The sequence below is a fragment of the Enterococcus cecorum DSM 20682 = ATCC 43198 genome, from assembly GCF_000407565.1.
Taxonomy (GTDB): domain Bacteria; phylum Bacillota; class Bacilli; order Lactobacillales; family Enterococcaceae; genus Enterococcus_E; species Enterococcus_E cecorum.
The window spans coordinates 662,442-679,737 of sequence record NZ_ASWI01000004.1 but is presented as its reverse complement, the minus strand read 5'-3'; the positions used below and the strand labels follow the sequence as shown (position 1 = coordinate 679,737).

General features: G+C 36.7%; 15 protein-coding genes. 2 read left to right on the top strand and 13 right to left on the bottom strand.

Features of this window, described 5'->3' with window-relative positions; all coding sequences use genetic code 11:
- Nucleotides 1-42: 42 nt before the first annotated feature.
- Genes I567_RS09305 through I567_RS09290 form a run of 4 tightly spaced genes read right to left on the bottom strand, consistent with a single transcriptional unit; the run spans nucleotide 43 to nucleotide 2,796 of the window.
- Nucleotides 43-975 (bottom strand): hypothetical protein, encoded by a 933-nt coding sequence (locus I567_RS09305; RefSeq protein WP_016251970.1) that lies wholly within the window; start codon nucleotides 973-975, stop codon nucleotides 43-45.
- Nucleotides 956-1,507 (bottom strand): RDD family protein, encoded by a 552-nt coding sequence (locus I567_RS09300; RefSeq protein WP_016251969.1) that lies wholly within the window; start codon nucleotides 1,505-1,507, stop codon nucleotides 956-958. The genes I567_RS09305 and I567_RS09300 overlap by 20 nt, the downstream gene beginning before the upstream one ends.
- Before the next feature lie 8 nt (nucleotides 1,508-1,515).
- Nucleotides 1,516-2,532, bottom strand: a complete 1,017-nt coding sequence (sppA, locus tag I567_RS09295) for a signal peptide peptidase SppA (protein WP_016251968.1) — start codon at nucleotides 2,530-2,532, stop codon at nucleotides 1,516-1,518.
- Between the two features lie 9 nt (nucleotides 2,533-2,541).
- A complete protein-coding gene (locus tag I567_RS09290) occupies nucleotides 2,542-2,796 on the bottom strand; it encodes a hypothetical protein (RefSeq protein WP_016251967.1) in 255 nt (84 codons plus the stop codon).
- A 237-nt stretch (nucleotides 2,797-3,033) separates the two neighbouring features.
- Between I567_RS09290 and glmS the strand changes: the two genes are divergently transcribed.
- A complete protein-coding gene (gene glmS / locus I567_RS09285) occupies nucleotides 3,034-4,845 on the top strand; it encodes a glutamine--fructose-6-phosphate transaminase (isomerizing) (RefSeq protein ID WP_016251966.1) in 1,812 nt (603 codons plus the stop codon).
- Nucleotides 4,846-4,893: 48 nt separating this feature from the next.
- Here the strand turns inward: glmS and I567_RS09280 are convergent, their stop codons facing one another.
- The 5 genes from I567_RS09280 to nifJ all read right to left on the bottom strand — a co-directional run bounded on the left by I567_RS09280 (nucleotide 4,894) and on the right by nifJ (nucleotide 12,869).
- Nucleotides 4,894-5,613: a lipoate--protein ligase gene (locus I567_RS09280; protein ID WP_407644017.1), complete on the bottom strand. Its 720-nt coding sequence runs from the start codon at nucleotides 5,611-5,613 to the stop codon at nucleotides 4,894-4,896.
- 12 nt (nucleotides 5,614-5,625) lie between these two features.
- Nucleotides 5,626-6,987 carry a phosphoglucosamine mutase gene (gene glmM, locus I567_RS09275; protein WP_016251964.1) on the bottom strand — a complete coding sequence of 454 codons (1,362 nt, stop codon included), beginning with the start codon at nucleotides 6,985-6,987 and terminating at the stop codon, nucleotides 5,626-5,628.
- Between the two features lie 26 nt (nucleotides 6,988-7,013).
- Nucleotides 7,014-8,129 carry a CdaR family protein gene (locus tag I567_RS09270; RefSeq protein WP_016251963.1) on the bottom strand — a complete coding sequence of 372 codons (1,116 nt, stop codon included), beginning with the start codon at nucleotides 8,127-8,129 and terminating at the stop codon, nucleotides 7,014-7,016.
- Complete coding sequence (cdaA, locus tag I567_RS09265; protein WP_016251962.1) at nucleotides 8,130-9,023, bottom strand: diadenylate cyclase CdaA; 894 nt, start codon at nucleotides 9,021-9,023, stop codon at nucleotides 8,130-8,132.
- A 153-nt stretch (nucleotides 9,024-9,176) separates the two neighbouring features.
- Nucleotides 9,177-12,869 (bottom strand): pyruvate:ferredoxin (flavodoxin) oxidoreductase, encoded by a 3,693-nt coding sequence (gene nifJ, locus I567_RS09260; protein ID WP_016251961.1) that lies wholly within the window; start codon nucleotides 12,867-12,869, stop codon nucleotides 9,177-9,179.
- Nucleotides 12,870-13,082: 213 nt separating this feature from the next.
- On the opposite strand from nifJ, the gene I567_RS09255 reads away from it, so the two are divergent.
- Nucleotides 13,083-13,580 carry a thioredoxin domain-containing protein gene (locus I567_RS09255; RefSeq protein WP_016251960.1) on the top strand — a complete coding sequence of 166 codons (498 nt, stop codon included), beginning with the start codon at nucleotides 13,083-13,085 and terminating at the stop codon, nucleotides 13,578-13,580.
- Between the two features lie 47 nt (nucleotides 13,581-13,627).
- On the opposite strand, the gene whiA is transcribed toward I567_RS09255, so the two are convergent.
- The 4 genes from whiA to I567_RS09235 form a co-directional block, all read right to left on the bottom strand.
- On the bottom strand, nucleotides 13,628-14,560 hold the full coding sequence (whiA, locus tag I567_RS09250; RefSeq protein WP_016251959.1) for a DNA-binding protein WhiA: 933 nt from the start codon (nucleotides 14,558-14,560) through the stop codon (nucleotides 13,628-13,630).
- A 2-nt stretch (nucleotides 14,561-14,562) separates the two neighbouring features.
- Complete coding sequence (locus I567_RS09245) at nucleotides 14,563-15,573, bottom strand: gluconeogenesis factor YvcK family protein (protein WP_016251958.1); 1,011 nt, start codon at nucleotides 15,571-15,573, stop codon at nucleotides 14,563-14,565.
- Nucleotides 15,570-16,457: an RNase adapter RapZ gene (gene rapZ, locus I567_RS09240; RefSeq protein WP_016251957.1), complete on the bottom strand. Its 888-nt coding sequence runs from the start codon at nucleotides 16,455-16,457 to the stop codon at nucleotides 15,570-15,572. The genes I567_RS09245 and rapZ overlap by 4 nt, the downstream gene beginning before the upstream one ends.
- Before the next feature lie 131 nt (nucleotides 16,458-16,588).
- Nucleotides 16,589-17,296: an amino acid racemase gene (locus I567_RS09235; RefSeq protein ID WP_016251956.1), complete on the bottom strand. Its 708-nt coding sequence runs from the start codon at nucleotides 17,294-17,296 to the stop codon at nucleotides 16,589-16,591.

The window sequence follows — 17,296 nt, the reverse complement described above, 5'->3', positions numbered from 1 at the left end:
ATTTTCATCTTAGTTCCGTGTTTTTTTCAATATTTTTAGAGATTAAAGCAAGTTTTGAATGATTTTTTGGTATTTTTCCTGAATGAGTTGGAATTGCTTGATAGTTGCGATATCTTCTTTTTCAGATATCTGCCCTGTTTGATAAAGCTGAATGGTCAAGCGTATATAGTCCTTTGCAGAAATAGGTGGTGTAAACGGATAAGTCAACGTCAATTGTTGCATCATATGCTCATGTAACATCTCATACAGTGCAGCATCTTCATTGGCCAAGCTTTGTGCTAAGATTTGCTCACATGTTTTCATAAAAGGCTGTTCATTCGGTGTTGTTAACGCAGAGCTTGCTATCTTTATATTTTCCTCAGTAAATACATCTTTTAAATAGATATCCATCGACAGCTCAAGTTGATTCATAAGCTCACATGTTTTAGCAATCAGAAATGGATTCTGCGCGTTGGGCAATAACTCTTGGATAATTGTTTCAAAAGTAGCAAGTGGCAATTGACTAATCAAAAGTTGAAACTCATCATTAAAAATTGGTCGAACATTTGTAAAAGCTGCTTGCCATTGCTCATATTTTTCTTGCAATTTATGGACATAGATACTTGCATAAAATTCTTCCGCACTTGTTAATTGTTTGTTCAGACTATCTAACGCATCATCTGGAAAATTGTTGCGTAACAATAATCGCCGAGCATATAAGAATGCATAATTCATAATGGTCAGGTGTGTATATTGAGGTAAATACTTTGCTGAACGTTCATAATTGTCTTGTTCTTCCAATGCTACTTCATAGGCTTTTTGTTGAAAATCTTGCATGAGATATAAATCAACTAGCCGATAATGATTATCTAATGAAGGATATTTTTGATAGATCTTTTGTGCCAACTGTTCTGCAAGTAAGAAGTTGCGCGCTTGTTTGGCTTCTTCAAAAGCTGTAAATAAAGCTTCATCTTGATTAAATATTTGTTTGTTCATACTTCACCTGTTTGGCTAAATGATATTTTTTAGGTTGCCGAATCATTTTTAAAGTAACGACACCGGTTTGAGCAAAAAAGTCGCCGATATGCGTTTTATCCGGTGTAAAGGCGCAGACAAGATACCCTAACAAGAAAAGGGGATTCACACTAAAAATAAAACGCATTGCCCCTTCACGAATTAAGATTGTACTCCAAGTTAGCTCTTTTTCAGTAAAACTAACTACCTTAATGCCAAAGATCATTTTTCCAATCGTCTGACCATCATTGTATCTAGTTAACAAAATGAAGTAAGCAAGATAGATACACGAACCACCAATAAAATTGACATAAGGATTCTCCATTGGTAAATTGAAACGTGCCAACCAAGTAAAGATTAACCCTTTCATACAAGCAATCAAAAAAACATCTACTAAGAAAGCCCAAAAACGAATCCAAAATCCGGCATAGTAGTCAGCTGGATACTGATTTGGATGTTTTGGTTTCTTGTTAGTAGCTACGTTTTTCAAGGTTTTGGTTTGACTAAAAAGCATCGTATCACCTACCCTCCATAATAATACATCGCTTTAGGAGCTTGCGGTGTACCAATCGCTTGAACAATCGCCTTCACTGCGTCTTCCGTACTCGCTTGTGGCTTAAGTAAATTCGTTTTAGCTTGTTTTAACCAACTAGCAAGGAAATTGGGCGTATTGGTTGTATATTCAATGACTTGCGCGTCTTTTAAATCATATTTATTTTGTAAATCAGCTAGGCAATCTTCTTCAAAACCAATTTCATCGACCAAGCCATTTTCCTTTGCTTGTAAACCATCATAAATACGACCATCTGCTAGTTTTTTCACCGTATCGATATCCATTTTACGCCCTTTACTTACCACATCAACAAAACGACTATAGGCACGATCGACATGTTCTTGCATGACTTTTGCTTCTTCAGGTGTGGTGGCACGTGTTGACGAACCCATATCTTTTAAGGCACCACTCTTATACGTTTGATCTTTTACCCCTAATTTGTCTAAAAGTGAGGCATAATTCATTCCGGACATGATTACCCCGATGGAACCGGTCACTGTCTCTTCACTGGCATAAATCTTATCTGCCGCAGCTGAGATATAATAACCGCCACTTGCTGCCATATTTTTCATATTGACATAGATTGGTTTATGGTGCGCTTGTAATTTTTGTAAGGCTTTTGCTAATTCGCTACTTTCATACACACCACCGCCTGGAGAGTTCACTTCTAATAGTACGGCTTTCACTGTATCATCATTATCAATCTTTTTAATCATTTCTAAGGTTTGTTGATGATTATAGCCGCTACTTGAAAATATACTACTATCTTGTGTATCAGCGATTACCCCGTCAATGGTAATTTTAGCAATTTTTTGACTACTATCACCTGGCGTAATAATACTTTCCTTTAAACTTTCCTGACTAGATAATAAACTTGATAATGCTTCCTCTTGACTGTCATTGACACTATTGATTGCAATGCCAGTTAAACTAATCAATGCTACACCTATCGCAATTAATACTGCAATCCATCTTCTTTTATTCATAAGTCACCTCTATAATTCTTGTTTGATGATTACTGCTTTTTGATCAGTATCTACAGCTTGCTTAAAACCTGAAAATTTTTCACCACTGATTATATCCTCGATTTCAAATGGTTCTATACTTTCAACTTGAATCAACTCCGCTTCAATTTCTTGCAAACTATCCCACCCAGTATCTAGAAATATCGGTGTATCCTCTGTCAGTTGATATTTGATAGATAATTGATTGATTCGTTCTTTTAAATCTCTTAATCGTATCGTCTTCATCAATTTTCCCCTTTCTCGCTATTTATCTAAAGCGTTTTTTCTTATTGTACCACAGATTGATTATAAGACAAAATAAAGCTCACATACATCTATACCAATTTCAACATTTAAAAAAGTGTTGACAAATTTTCTCGATTAAGTTATGATTGCATTAGCTTTTGTTAATAGCTAAACAAAACAAAAATCATCTATACCAATTTATTATAAATAAAAAAATCAAAGGTAGGTTTCTAAATTATGTGTGGTATTGTAGGAATTGTAGGAAAAAATCAAGCAGAACGCGTCATCTTAAATGGTTTACATCGCTTAGAATATCGTGGTTATGATTCAGCCGGCTTATTTGTTTGCGATGAAACTCATGATTATCTTGTAAAATCACCAGGACGTATTAAAAACTTAGAAGAGAAACTAACACCTGAAGTGACAGGGAATATCGGAATTGGTCATACACGTTGGGCAACACATGGTGAGCCAACTGAAGCCAACGCCCACCCTCACACTTCCCAATCTGGTCAATTAGTTCTTGTACACAATGGCGTTATCGAAAACTTTGAAGAAATTCATCAAACTTACTTAAGTGAGCATACTTTCTTAGGTCAAACCGATACAGAAATTGCTGTACATCTAGTGGAAGAATTAAAGAACCACGACAACTTAACGACTAAAGAAGCGTTCCGTAAAGCTTTAGGGATTATTAAAGGATCTTATGCTTTTGGTTTAATCGATAAAAATGACCGCGAAACCATTTACGTTGCCAAAAACAAAAGTCCCTTATTAATTGGTTTAGGCGATGGCTTTAATGTAATCTGTTCAGATGCTTTAGCTGTTTTAGACCAAACAGACACTTTTGTAGAAATTGAAGATGGCGAAATGGTTACTGTTACTGCTGATTCAGTAGCAATTGAAAAACAAGATGGGCAAAAAGTAGTACGTGATAGTTTTAAGACCCAAGTCGATATTACAGATATTGAAAAAGGAACTTATCCTTTCTATATGTTAAAAGAAATCGACGAACAACCAACTGTTATGCGTCGTCTTGTACAAGAATACCAAGGTGAAAATCATCAAGTAAACATCGACGAAAACCTAGTGAAAGAATTTGCGCAAAGTGACCGAATTTATATCGTTGCTTGCGGTACAAGTAATAACGCTGGTTGGAGTGCCAAAACATTAATTGAAAAACTAACCAATATCCCAGTTGAAGTTCATTTATCTAGTGAGTTTGCTTATGATATGCCTTTATTATCTGAAAAACCATTCTTTATTTACCTAAGTCAAAGTGGTGAAACAGCGGATAGTCGTCAAGTCTTAGTGACCACAAATAAACTAGGTCATCCAGCTTTAACGATTACCAACGTGGCAGGGTCAACTTTATCTCGTGAAGCGAAATATACTTTATTATTATATGCTGGACCTGAAATTGCCGTGGCTTCAACAAAAGCTTATACTGGGCAAATCGCTGTCATGGCTATCTTAGCAAAAGCTGTCGGCGAATATAAACAACTTCAAGCAGCCAAAGATTTTGATGTATTCCACGAATTATCAATTGTTGCTAGTGCGATGGATAGTTTAATCAATGATAAACAACATATCAAAGACTTAGCAGATGAGTTTTTAGCAACAACACGTAACGCCTTTTATATCGGACGTTCTAATGACTACTATGTTGCAATGGAAGCAGCCTTAAAGTTAAAAGAAATCTCCTATGTGCAAGCTGAAGGTTTTGCAGCTGGTGAATTAAAACATGGTACAATTGCTTTAATCGAAGAAGGTACACCAGTAATAGCGATTATTACCGAAGAAGTAACAGGTTCACATACACGAGGTAACATTAAAGAAGTTGAAAGTCGCGGGGCTAAGAGTTTAGTGATTGTAACTGAAAAATTAGCTAAACCTACGGATCAAATCATCTTACCTACTGTGCATCCGTTCTTAACTAGCTTAGTTTCAGTGGTACCTACACAGTTATTAGCTTATAACGCAACTATCCAACGCGGATATGATGTAGATAAACCTCGTAACTTAGCAAAATCTGTCACTGTTGAATAAGACAATTGACAAAAAGGCGCAAGAATAAAAACAACTTGCGCCTTTTTGCTATTCAAATATACAAGCTAATATTTCTTCAATGGTTATTTGATAAAAGAGTTGATTCGCTTTTTGTTCAATCAAAATTTGTTTGACAGTTTCGTAGGTAAAGGTTTGATTTGCTAAAGCTTGCTCTAAATGATTCAAATCACCATAACTGAAGAAATCACCATGAAATGCACAATTTTGGATAATACCATGCTGAATATTTAATGAAACTTTCAGGAAACCCGCTGGAAATTTTTTCGCTTTAACCATCGTAAAAGCAGGATTCTTTCCAAAGGTCCAATCCCAACTTCTAAATTTATCTTGGGCCAACTGTTCAACTATCAGTTCTTCTTTTACAGTCAATTGGTAAGGCTGGTAATCTTTTTTCAATATTTCATTAATTAATTTTTGCCTAAATGTCGCAATATCCCATTTTTTAGATAGGCAATCACTGATATTTCCTGTACGATCGCGCACCGATTTAATACCCTTTGATTCGATTTTATATTTTGGTGGATTCAGATACTTTGCCATTTTCGAAAAATCCATATCATATAAAAGCGAACCATGGTGAATGGTATATTCCCCTTTATTACATTGCGCATTTCCTGAAATTTTCTTCCCATTAATGGCTAAATCATTACGACTATTATATGCAACTTCTACCCCTAATGTATGCAAAGCTTCAATAATTTTATCCATATAGCTTTTAAAAAAACTCTGAAGCGAACTACACTTCAGAGTTATTCAAAATTATTCTTCTAATAAACCAATTCTTTGTTTAACCACTTGGGCAATTTTATCGACATAGGTTTCTACTAATTCATCGGTTGGCGCTTCTGCCATGATGCGTAATAAAGGCTCTGTTCCTGATGGGCGAACCAAGACGCGACCACTATCTCCCATTTCATTTTCAACTTCTTCAATGACAGCTAATACTTCAGGATCAGTTAATGCTTTATTCTTATCAGTCACACGTAAATTCACTAACTTTTGAGGATAAATGGCTACTTCACTTGCTAATTCAGAGAGTTTTTTACCAGTTTCCTTCATAATATTTAGCAGTTGAATACCTGATAGCATGCCATCACCTGTTGTATTGAAATCTAAAAAGACCATATGACCAGATTGTTCACCGCCGAAATTATAACCATTTTTGCGCATTTCTTCGACTACATAACGGTCACCCACTTGTGTAATCACATCTTTCAAACCAATATTTTCAATGGCTTTTCTAAAACCTAAATTACTCATGACTGTAGTAACAACTGTATCATTTTTTAGACGACGTTTTTCAGATAGATATTTTGCACAGATGTACATAATCTTATCACCATCCACAATATTACCTAATTCATCTACAGCGATAATACGGTCACCATCACCATCAAAAGCTAATCCTGCATCTGCTTGTTTTTCCACGACAAATTTAGCCAAACTATCAGGATGAGTGGAGCCAACACCGTCATTAATATTTAATCCATCTGGTGAAGTTCCCATTGTATAAAAATCAGCTTCTAAATCAGCAAATAAGCGATTCACAATCGGCGAAGTAGCCCCATTAGCCCCATCTAAACAAATCGTTAAACCGGATAAATCTCCAGGAATTGTATCTGCCAAAAAGCCAGCATAGCGAATCAAACCTTCAGGAAATTCTTCAACCGTTCCTAAACCTTGAGCTGAAGGACGAGGTAAAGTATCTTCTGGTGCATCTAATAAAGCTTCAATTTCAAGTTCTTGCGCATCATCCAATTTAAAACCATCATTTCCAAAAAATTTGATGCCATTATCTTGAGCTGGATTATGTGAAGCAGAAATCATTACCCCTGCACTGGCTTCTTGCACTCGTGTTAGATAAGCAACACCCGGAGTAGTGATCACCCCTAATTGAAATACTTCAATTCCAACAGATAATAATCCTGCCACTAATGCACTTTCTAATAACTGACCAGAAATACGTGTATCACGGCCCACTAAAACTCTTGGTCGTCTTTTGCCTTGCTCATGTTGGCTAAGCACATAACCCCCACAGCGTCCTAATTTAAATGCTAATTCAGGTGTTAATTCAACATTGGCTTCTCCTCGTACACCATCTGTTCCAAAATATTTACCCATAAAAATTCTCCTTAAAACTTTAAAAATTAATCATTATTCTTCTTTTCGTTTTCATTTTTTGTATCATCGGTAGTCTGTGTAGTTTCTTGTTTGTCAGAATCTTTTTGTGTACTACTTTCAGACTTTTCCGGTAAATTTTGCGTTGCGTTTTCTGCACCATTTGTTTGCGTGTTTTGCTCAGTAAGATTTTGGTTACGATTGACCTGTGTATATATTGGTTCAATCCGTATCGTTACATTGCTTTGCGGACTATAAAACGCACTATCAACTGGTATATTATAAACCTTTGTTGTAGTCTGAGCAATACCTGAAATATCCACTGGAATGGTAATCTCATCAATTTTATCTAAATCACCACCATTGGATGATAACATGATTGTTTCGGGATTTAAATGGAATTGATAGCCGCTGACACCACTTGGCAAATTACCAAATTGTTTAGGTGTTAATTTCACTTGTTTATTCACACGATTAACTGCTAAATGGACCTCTACTTCTTCCTTATCAAAAGTGACATCAAGTTTCTCACCTTTGGCATTTAATGCTTCAAGTTTCACGGTTTTGGTGATATTTTGCGTGATAGGATTACTTGAAGTAAATAAAGCCTGCACAATTGCAATTTCTTTCATCGTTTGTGCACCGGTAGTCACGATGACAGATTTCGGTGTACTAGAGATGCTTATCAAAGTCACTCCATCCAATTGATGTTCATCAGCCAGAATCGGTTTAACCGCAAATTCTTTAGTAATTTTCTTTTCAATCGTTACAGTAGACTTATTCGTACTTAACTTAGCTTTCACACCAGATTTTAAATTTTCGACTTTTAATTTCACTTCATGCGTTCCTGGAGATAGCTCATTCAAATCAGCAACCACTTTAAATGTTCTAGTATCTGCATTGCTCTCGGCTAATAGTTGCACACGATTGGCACTACTCAATTTAACATCAACATTTGGCTCATATCCTTGAATATAATATTTCTTTTCATTGTATTCAAAAACAATCGGGACTTGCTTTACCGTCTCTTCATAATTATAGGCTGGTTTTTGCTGATTAGGCGTATTCGCATTGGTAAATAGAATTAAAGTTAGCAACAATGCAAACAATGCCGTTATCATTTTGCTCTTTCCATTCAATTCCATCTACTTGCCTCCTTTCTTTCTAGCTGATTTTTTTGAGCTAGTTAAGAAATTCAGTACATTCCGGCGTTTCTTTTCCTGTTCTTTTGCAGATAATTCCTTCGTTAAGATAGCTAAATAATCTTCTTTCGTTAAATCAGGGATTAACTGATTATTGATGGTAATACTCACACCTCCTGTTTCTTCTGAGACAACTAGTGTCACAGCATCACTTACCTCAGAAATACCAACAGCAGCACGGTGTCTTGTACCATATTCTTTAGGGATTAAGATACTGTCTGACAAAGGTAAATACGCACAGGCAACAGCTACTTTACCATCGCGTATAATTACCGCACCATCATGTAAAGGTGTGTTTGGAATAAAAATATTCGTCAGTAGTTCTCCTGAGATATCCGCATCTAAAGGTATCCCAGTTTCAATATATTCTTCTAGACCTGTGTTGCGTTCGATTGTAATTAATGCACCAATTTTCCGTTTGGACATATATTGAACGGCTTTATCCAAGGCTTTAATAATCTGTTCTTCCTCGCGTTCTTTCACACTATTTGTGGCAAAAAACTTAGTACGCCCAAGATGCTCAAGTCCTCGACGTATTTCTGGTTGAAAAATGACGACAGCTGCAATCACCCCATAGGTAATTACCTGGTCCATCAACCAAGAAAGTGTATGTAATCCTAAAAATTCAGCAACAAAACGAATAACTAGAAAAACTAGTACCCCTTTCAAGAGCTGAATAGCCTTTGTTCCACGGACTAATTGAAGCAACTTGTATAACAGATACCAAACAACAATAATATCAACAATGTTAATCAAAAAGGAATAAGACAAGATGTTTTCTGAAAACAATTGCTTCCAATAATCCAATTGGAAAATATCTCCATTTTGAAAAGACATAAACAGACTTCCTTTCATTTATTTCTTGATTCAAGTATATCATAAGTTTGAATGCGCATGAAAAAAAATAAAGATTTTTACTATTTTTTAAAATAATGAAAAAGCCGCACTAGTAATCGTATAAAATTACTAGTACGCCTGTTTCAAAAAAGTTTACTCGCTTTTTTCCTCATTTTTGGCTTCACGTCTTGCTTTACGTTCAGCTCTTCTTTGTAAGCGACGTGCTTCTCTTTCTGGATCAACAGTACGCTCTTTCTTTTCCCGTCGAACAGTTGCTTTATTATCTTCAACTGGAGAATCCTTTTTGCCTTCTAAACGCTGACGAATTTTTTCTTCTTGACCAGCTAGACGAGCATAATTATAAAAGCGTGTTTTAGCATCATTAACGGTCTTATCAAATAACGCTGTAGCATGTTCTGGGTGCACTGTTTCTAACGCTCTAAATCTCACTTGAGTACGCATGAAATCAGGCATCTTAGAAAAATCAGGTTTCTTAAAGTCAAGACTCATTGGCTCTTTACCTTGCGCTTTAAGGCTTGGGTTATATCGATAAAGGGACCAATAACCTGAACTTACTGCATCTTTTGCTTCTTGGATCGATTGACGCATGCCACCTGACAAGCCATGAACGATACATGGTGTATAGGCGATAATCACGGATGGTCCAGGGAATTTTTCCGCTTCTTCAAACGCTCGCATGGTTTGGATGGCATTAGCTCCAGAAGCGATTTGGGCAACATAGACATTACCATATGTCATGGCCATCATACCTAAATCTTTCTTCGCAGCATTTTTTCCACTAGCAGCAAATTTAACAATCGCAGCTGCTGGCGTGGCTTTAGAAATTTGACCACCGGTATTTGAGTACACTTCATTATCCAAGACTAAAATATTGACATCTGCGCCAGTAGAAATAACATGGTCAATTCCGCCATATCCAATATCATAGGCCCAGCCATCGCCACCAATCATCCATTGACTTGGTTTTACGAATAAATCATCATGCGCTAAAATTTCAGCTAATTCAGGGACTTGATGGACTTCACTTTGTAAGGCAGCTTTCAGTTTTTTCGCTCTTTGTTGGGTTCCTTCACTAGTATTTAAATGCTTCGTCCAATCTTGCATTAGTTCCTTAAGCTCTGGAGAAACTTTATCTAGCATGGATGTCATTTGGTTGGCTAAAGCTTCACGTCGAGTGGTATTGGCAATCATCATACCATAACCAAATTCAGCATTATCTTCTAACAATGAGTTTGACCAAGTTGGACCTTGCCCTTGATCATTAGTTGTATAAGGCGTCACTGGTGCAGCTGCTCCCCAAATGGAAGAACATCCCGTCGCGTTGGCAATCATCATTCGGTCACCAAACATTTGCGTCAATAATTTCACATATGGCGTTTCTCCACATCCTGAACATGCACCTGAGAATTCTAGTAAAGGTTTATTAAATTGACTGTGTAAAATGGTTCCTGGTTTCGCCGGATTTTCTTTTTGGCGTAAAGTCATTGAAAAGGCCCAATTGATAGCTTCTTCTTTCATTTCTTCGTAAGGACGCATTTTTAGAGCCTTGCCTTTTGCAGGACATGCTTCCACACATAAACCACATCCAGTACAGTCTTCCACTGATACTTGAATGCGATATTTCAAGCCATCAGGTCCACGCATATCACGAACGATATAGCCTTCAGGTGCTTCTTGCATTTCTTCTTCATCGGCTAAAAACGGACGGATTGCTGCATGCGGACAGACAAACGCACATTCATTACACATGGTACAACGATCAGCTATCCACTCAGGAACTTCAAGGGCAATTCCTCGTTTTTCAACCGCGGCAGTACCTAGTGGCATATCTCCAGCAACCATCCCATTATTTACAAAAGCGCTGACTGGGATATGATCCCCTTTTTGGGCATTCACTGGCTCAACAATTTCTTCAACAAACTTACTTTGACGACTCAAACGTTTTTCAGTAGGATCTAAGTCCGCCCATTCTTTTGGTACTTCAAAACGATGCAAGTGCGTTAAGGTTTGATCAATTGCTGCATGGTTTTGTTCCACTATTTTCGCTGATTTGTGGCCGTAAATTTTTTGCACTTGTTCTTTTAATAATTTCACAACTGTATCGAAATCCATGACATTTGTTAACTTGAAGAAAGCTGTCTGCATGATGGTGTTGATACGATTACGTAAACCTATTTCTTGGGCTAATTGCATCGCGTTAATGGTATAAAACTGGATATCATTTTCAGCCAAATATTTTTTCAGATGTTTCGGCAAGAATTTATGCAATTGTTCATCTGACCATGTTGTATTTAATAGGAATGTGCCACCTTTTTTCAAGCCTTGAACTAATTCATATTTATGAACATACGCAGGGGTATGACAAGCAATAAAATCAGCATGCTCTACTAAATAAGTGGAGCGAATTTCTTGATCCCCAAATCTTAAATGAGAAACGGTTAAACCACCCGATTTTTTGGAATCATAATAAAAGTAACCTTGGACAAATTTATCGGTATTGTCGCCAATGATTTTAATCGTTGACTTATTTGCACCAACCGTACCATCTGAACCAAATCCCCAGAATTTTGCTTGGAAAGTACCTGGTCGAGTTAAATCTAATGTTGGTCCTAATGGCAAGGATAAATGCGTCACATCATCGGTAATACCAATTGTAAATCTTCTTTTTTGTTCTTTACGTGGTTTTTGTAATTCATCAAAAACAGCTAAGATCTGCGCAGGTGTCACATCTTTTGAGCCTAAGCCATAGCGGCCACCAATGACACTTGGACGAATATCTGCTTCATAAAGCGCTGATTGAACATCTAAAAATAGTGGTTCGCCATTTGCCCCAGGTTCTTTTGTACGGTCTAACACCGCGATAGATTGGACAGTTGCGGGGATTTTACTTAAGAAATTCTCTGTTGGAAATGGACGGTATAAATGGATATTGATAAATCCAACTTTGCGTCCTTGTTCATTCAGAAAATCAACCGTTTGTTCAATCGCTTGGGCCGCTGAACCCATTACGACAACGACTTCTTGTGCTTCGGGATGACCATAATAATTGACTAAATCGTAATTTGTTCCACGCAATTCATTGATTTTGCCCATATATTCTTGGATAATTGCTGGAATATCATCATAGTACGTATTAATTGTTTCGCGTTGTTGGAAATGAATATCAGGATTTTGGTTCATTCCGCTCACTGTTGGATGATTCGGATTCATGCCACGTTGACGAAATTCAGCCAATTCTTTTTCTGGCAATAACTTTTTCAAATCATCATATTCAATGACTTCTATTTTTTGCAGCTCATGACTGGTTCGAAAGCCATCAAAGAAATTTAAGAATGGTAATCGTCCTTTAATGCTTGCTAAATGAGCTACAGCAGCCAAATCCATCACTTCTTGGACACCGCTTTCTGCCAACATCACAAATCCTGTTTGACGTGTTGCCATCACATCGGTTTGATCACCAAAAATATTTAAAGCATTGGTTGTAACAGAACGACTTGCAACATGAAAGACGGTTGGCAATAGTTCCCCTGCAATCTTATACATATTAGGAATCATTAATAAAAGACCTTGTGAGGCCGTGTATGTACTTGTTAAGGCACCTGTTTTTAACGAGCCATGAACAGCACCAGCGGCACCAGCTTCTGATTGCATTTCGATGACTTTGACAGGTTCTCCAAATAGATTCTTTTTGCCCATTGCTGACCATGCATCCACTAATTCAGCCATTGGTGAGCTAGGCGTAATTGGATAGATGGCTGCTACTTCAGAAAAAGCATAAGAAATATGGGCTGCAGCGGTATTTCCATCCATTGTTTTTTTATTCATAGTTAACACCTCAGTGATTTTGCAATTTTTTGACGTGGGAGATCAAAAATTGGACTGTTCACTATTTATTATATCGAAAAAAACTACATAAGTAACCCTTTTTGCCTGATTTTTTTGTGAAATTCAAAAAAACGTCTACAAGCGTAATAGTTGCATTTTTTCACAAAACCGATAAACTTAAAACTGTAATCAATTATATTTGAGGTGATACTTATGGATATTTCAGTGATTAAAGCTGAACAAACAAATGCCAAAAACGGTCTTGTCATTGGCAATGGTAAACATATTATGAAAGAATTTATGAACCTTCGTTGTCCATATTGCCGTCAATGGTTTAATGAATCTAAAGCATTATTAGCTGATGCCGACGTAACGCGTGTCATTAAGCTATTCGATAAAGAAAAACCTAGTCTTCAACGTGGAAATGTCATGCATCGTTTCGTGGATACTACGAATGAATCAACTATTTTAGCAAGTATTCAAAAGATTTTCGATACACAAGAAGAATGGGGCAACCTTGAACTAGATGAAGTCGCTACATTTGCCAAAGAAAAATTGGGCTTAAGTGAAAATAACCATTCCACCTATAGCCAACTAATTGTCGATGAAGCCAATGCCGCCAACATCCAATTTGTACCAACCATTATAGTTGAAGAACATATTTTTGATGAAAGCATTTCTGAAGCCGAGTTAAAAGAAATATTAAAATAAACAAAAAAGCGCAGAATCAACCTCTTTTGGAAGATTCTGCGCTTGTGTTATTCAGCTTGTCTTAATTTTTCAGCATAATCATTAATTTTTCGAATACGATGATTAATACCAGATTTTGAGATTGGCCCACTTGGTACCATTTCAGCTAGTTCTTTTAAACTTACTTCTGGATGTTGTAATCTTAACTCGGCGATTTCCTGTAATTTCTCCGGTAAAGACTTAATCCCAACTTTTGACTCGATATATTCAATGTTTTCAATTTGTTTTGTAGCTGCATCTACAATTCGTGACATATTGGCCGTTTCACAATTGACTAAACGATTGACCGAATTACGCATATCGCGAACAATGCGTACATCTTCAAATTTTAGCATTGAATTCGTTGCACCAATCAAAGTTAAAAAGTCAGCAATTTTCTCTGCCCCTTTGAGATAAGTAATATAGCCATTTCTTCTTTCAAGTGTTCTTGCATTTAAATCAAAGAAATTAAGCATACTGCATATATCTTCATTATGCTCTTCATAAACTGAAAAAATTTCCAAATGGTAGCGACTGGTTTCTGGATTATTGATTGAACCAGATGCCATAAACGCACCACGCAGATAAGAACGCATTTTTTGCGCATTTCCCATTAACTCATCTGATGCATGGATATCAAACATTAAACCATCCATAATTCCTAAATCATTTAATACATCCATAGTGTCATTTTTTAGCCGTACAATATAGACATTATTCTTTTTCAACTTCATTTTCCGACGAACTAACAATTCACTTCGAACATCATAATGATCTTTTAAAAGTGAATAAATTCTACGTGCAATTGCCGCATTTTCAGTTTGAACATTGAGTATAAACTGTTGATTGGCAATACTTAAAGAACCATTCATCCTGATTAAGGCAGCTAACTCAGCTTTGGCATGTTCGCGGTGCACTTCTAAAGTCGTCAATTCTTTTTTGACTTCCGCAGCAAATGACAAAATTATCGCTCCCTTTCTGTATTCCTTACGCCATAGACAATCCGTAATAATTCATTCACAACTTTTTCGCCATCATGAAAGACCCCACCATCGCGTAATTCTAGAAAATCACTAGAGACCACACGACAGCCTTCTTCACGTAATCCATTAAAATCATGTGTCACTTGGACTAAATATTCATCGTATTTTTCGACATCCATGTAATCTTCGGGCACATGTTCGATATTAACTAGCACTGTATCTACAAAAGGTGTCTTTAAATGGCGATGTAAGACTTTCACGTGTTGGGCATCGGTAAAATGTTCCGTCTCGCCTTTTTGTGTCATAATATTACAAATATATACCACTTCTGCCTTGGTCTTTAACATAGCTTCAGAGATTTCAGGAATCATTAAATTGGGTAAGATACTCGTAAATAAGCTTCCTGGGCCTAAAACAATCATATCTGCTTCTATGATGGCTTTCACTACATTACGACTAGCTTTAGGGGTTTCATCAGAGTCTTGACGCGACACATGGACGTGACGAATTGTTTTACGCTCTAGGGCAATCTTTGACTCACCCACTGCAGTCGAACCATCCATAAATTCCGCATGTAAAACCAGAGGCTCTTCTGATGAGGGATAGACATTACCTTCCACATGCATCATCTTATTTAAAATGCGAATCGCCTCATAAGTACTACCACGCATTTCTGCAATCGCTGCGATAATCAAGTTACCAAGTGCATGATTCGCTAAAAATTTATCTCCTTTGTTAAAGCGATACTGGAAAATATCTGAATACAACTTTGGCATATCAGAGAGCGCCACTAAGACATTACGTAGATCTCCTGGTGGGACCATCGTTTTAACTGAGTCTCGTAAAACCCCACTACTTCCACCATCATCAGCCACCGTGACAATTGCTGTGATATCTACGCCCTGATTTCTCAGACTTTTTAATATAACTGGTAAGCCTGTACCACCGCCCATGACTACAACTTTAGGTTTTCTAATGCGATAGGTTTTCATGAGCGATTAACCGTCTCTTTTCGTTTATCTTTATCACGGTGGGTGGTATTAACAGTATAGCCATTTTCTTTTAGGCATTCACCTACACGATTAGTTAAAGCAACAGAGCGATGTTGACCACCTGTACAACCAATCGCAATCGTTAAACTACTTTTACCTTCTTTAATGTAACCAGGCATAATTTGTAGTAAAAGTTGGCTAAATGATTGATAGAATTTTTCAGTTTGTTCAAAACTCATGACATAATCATACACGGGTTTATCACAACCTGTAAGTGGGCGAAGTTCTGGAATATAATGTGGATTTGGTAAGAAACGTACATCCATTACGATATCTGCATCGATTGGTAGGCCATATTTAAAGCCAAATGAGACCATCTCCACACGAAAACCCGATTCATTATTATGACGGAATTCTTGATTGATTTTTTCACGTAATTGACGCGGTGTTAAAGTAGTCGTATCAATCACCAAAGAAGCTTTTACTTTCAAATCTTCTAAAATGGCACGCTCTTTGCGAATTCCTTCAGTAACCAAACCATCCATTGCCATTGGATGCACACGTCTAGTTTCTTTATAACGTGAAACCAGCTCTACATCTGAAGCATCTAAAAATAAAATCTTCGTATCAATCAAATGCGTGTTTTCAATTTCAGCTAACATATTTTGAATTTCATCAAAAAATGAGCGTGAACGTAAATCAACGACTAAAGCAATTTTGGTTACTTTGCCTGATTCACGAATGAGTTCCCAAAATTTTGGAATTAAACTTGGGGGCATGTTGTCAACGCAAAAATAACCCATATCTTCAAAACTTTGGATGGCAACTGTTTTTCCTGCACCGCTCATCCCGGTAATAATGACTAAACTTAATTGATCAGCCATGATGAATTCCTCCTTTAAAAAAGCAATCATGTTTCACTTTTTATTGTCTTATTTATTATATCATGCCGGGCGTATCTTATACAACAAAATGGATATACGCAATTTCAAAAAATCACGTATATCCGTAAAACTTATTTATTTCTTAAAGATAATGCTCGGTCTATCGTGCGGTCTACTAAAATAGATTGTGCATCAAAAATTTTATACTCATGTTCACAATCAATATATTCAGCAACTAATGAAAGTTCTGTACATCCTAAAATAACGGCTTCACATCCAAGTTTTTTTGTATCGGCTAGAATTTCAAAAAACAACTCAAGATTAATATAATCATTTTCTTTGACATCCTGATAAATTAAATGATTAATTTTAGCTTGTAATTCTTGACTTGGAATCAAATAATCAATCCCTTGTTCTTTTAATTCATTTTCGTAAACGCCCGCCTTCACACTGCCTTCCGTACCTAAAAATGCCACTTTACCAGTAATTTGCTCACGCCGAATCTGTTTGACGGCTTCTTTTGGCATATGTAAAATCGGAATTTTGGTCTCTTTTTGTAAGTCATCAAAGAAATAATGAGCCGTATTACAGGTCAAAACAATAAAGCTTGGTTGCAAAATATTTTGTTGGCGAATATCTTCTTGCAATAAAGGAATTGGATTAGGTTTACTACGATCAAGAATATAAGCCGTACGATCAGGAATTGTCGCATGATTATATAAAATATAATTTAAATAATCCTGATCAGCATGTGTTGGTGTGCGTTTATTTAACTGTCGAACAAAGCTTTCTGTCGCCATCGTTCCCATTCCACCTAGAATGGTAAAAAAATCGCGCAT

Bases quoted from the DNA above. Each gene is read 5' to 3' on its own strand.
- I567_RS09305 (WP_016251970.1), bottom strand. From the start codon at position 975: ATGAACAAACAAATATTTAATCAAGATGAAGCTTTATTTACAGCTTTT.
- I567_RS09300 (WP_016251969.1), bottom strand. From the start codon at position 1,507: ATGCTTTTTAGTCAAACCAAAACCTTGAAAAACGTAGCTACTAACAAG.
- sppA (WP_016251968.1), bottom strand. From the start codon at position 2,532: ATGAATAAAAGAAGATGGATTGCAGTATTAATTGCGATAGGTGTAGCA.
- I567_RS09290 (WP_016251967.1), bottom strand. From the start codon at position 2,796: ATGAAGACGATACGATTAAGAGATTTAAAAGAACGAATCAATCAATTA.
- glmS (WP_016251966.1), top strand. From the start codon at position 3,034: ATGTGTGGTATTGTAGGAATTGTAGGAAAAAATCAAGCAGAACGCGTC.
- glmM (WP_016251964.1), bottom strand. From the start codon at position 6,987: ATGGGTAAATATTTTGGAACAGATGGTGTACGAGGAGAAGCCAATGTT.
- I567_RS09270 (WP_016251963.1), bottom strand. From the start codon at position 8,129: ATGGAATTGAATGGAAAGAGCAAAATGATAACGGCATTGTTTGCATTG.
- cdaA (WP_016251962.1), bottom strand. From the start codon at position 9,023: ATGTCTTTTCAAAATGGAGATATTTTCCAATTGGATTATTGGAAGCAA.
- nifJ (WP_016251961.1), bottom strand. From the start codon at position 12,869: ATGAATAAAAAAACAATGGATGGAAATACCGCTGCAGCCCATATTTCT.
- I567_RS09255 (WP_016251960.1), top strand. From the start codon at position 13,083: ATGGATATTTCAGTGATTAAAGCTGAACAAACAAATGCCAAAAACGGT.
- I567_RS09245 (WP_016251958.1), bottom strand. From the start codon at position 15,573: ATGAAAACCTATCGCATTAGAAAACCTAAAGTTGTAGTCATGGGCGGT.
- rapZ (WP_016251957.1), bottom strand. From the start codon at position 16,457: ATGGCTGATCAATTAAGTTTAGTCATTATTACCGGGATGAGCGGTGCA.
- I567_RS09235 (WP_016251956.1), bottom strand. From the start codon at position 17,296: ATGCGCGATTTTTTTACCATTCTAGGTGGAATGGGAACGATGGCGACA.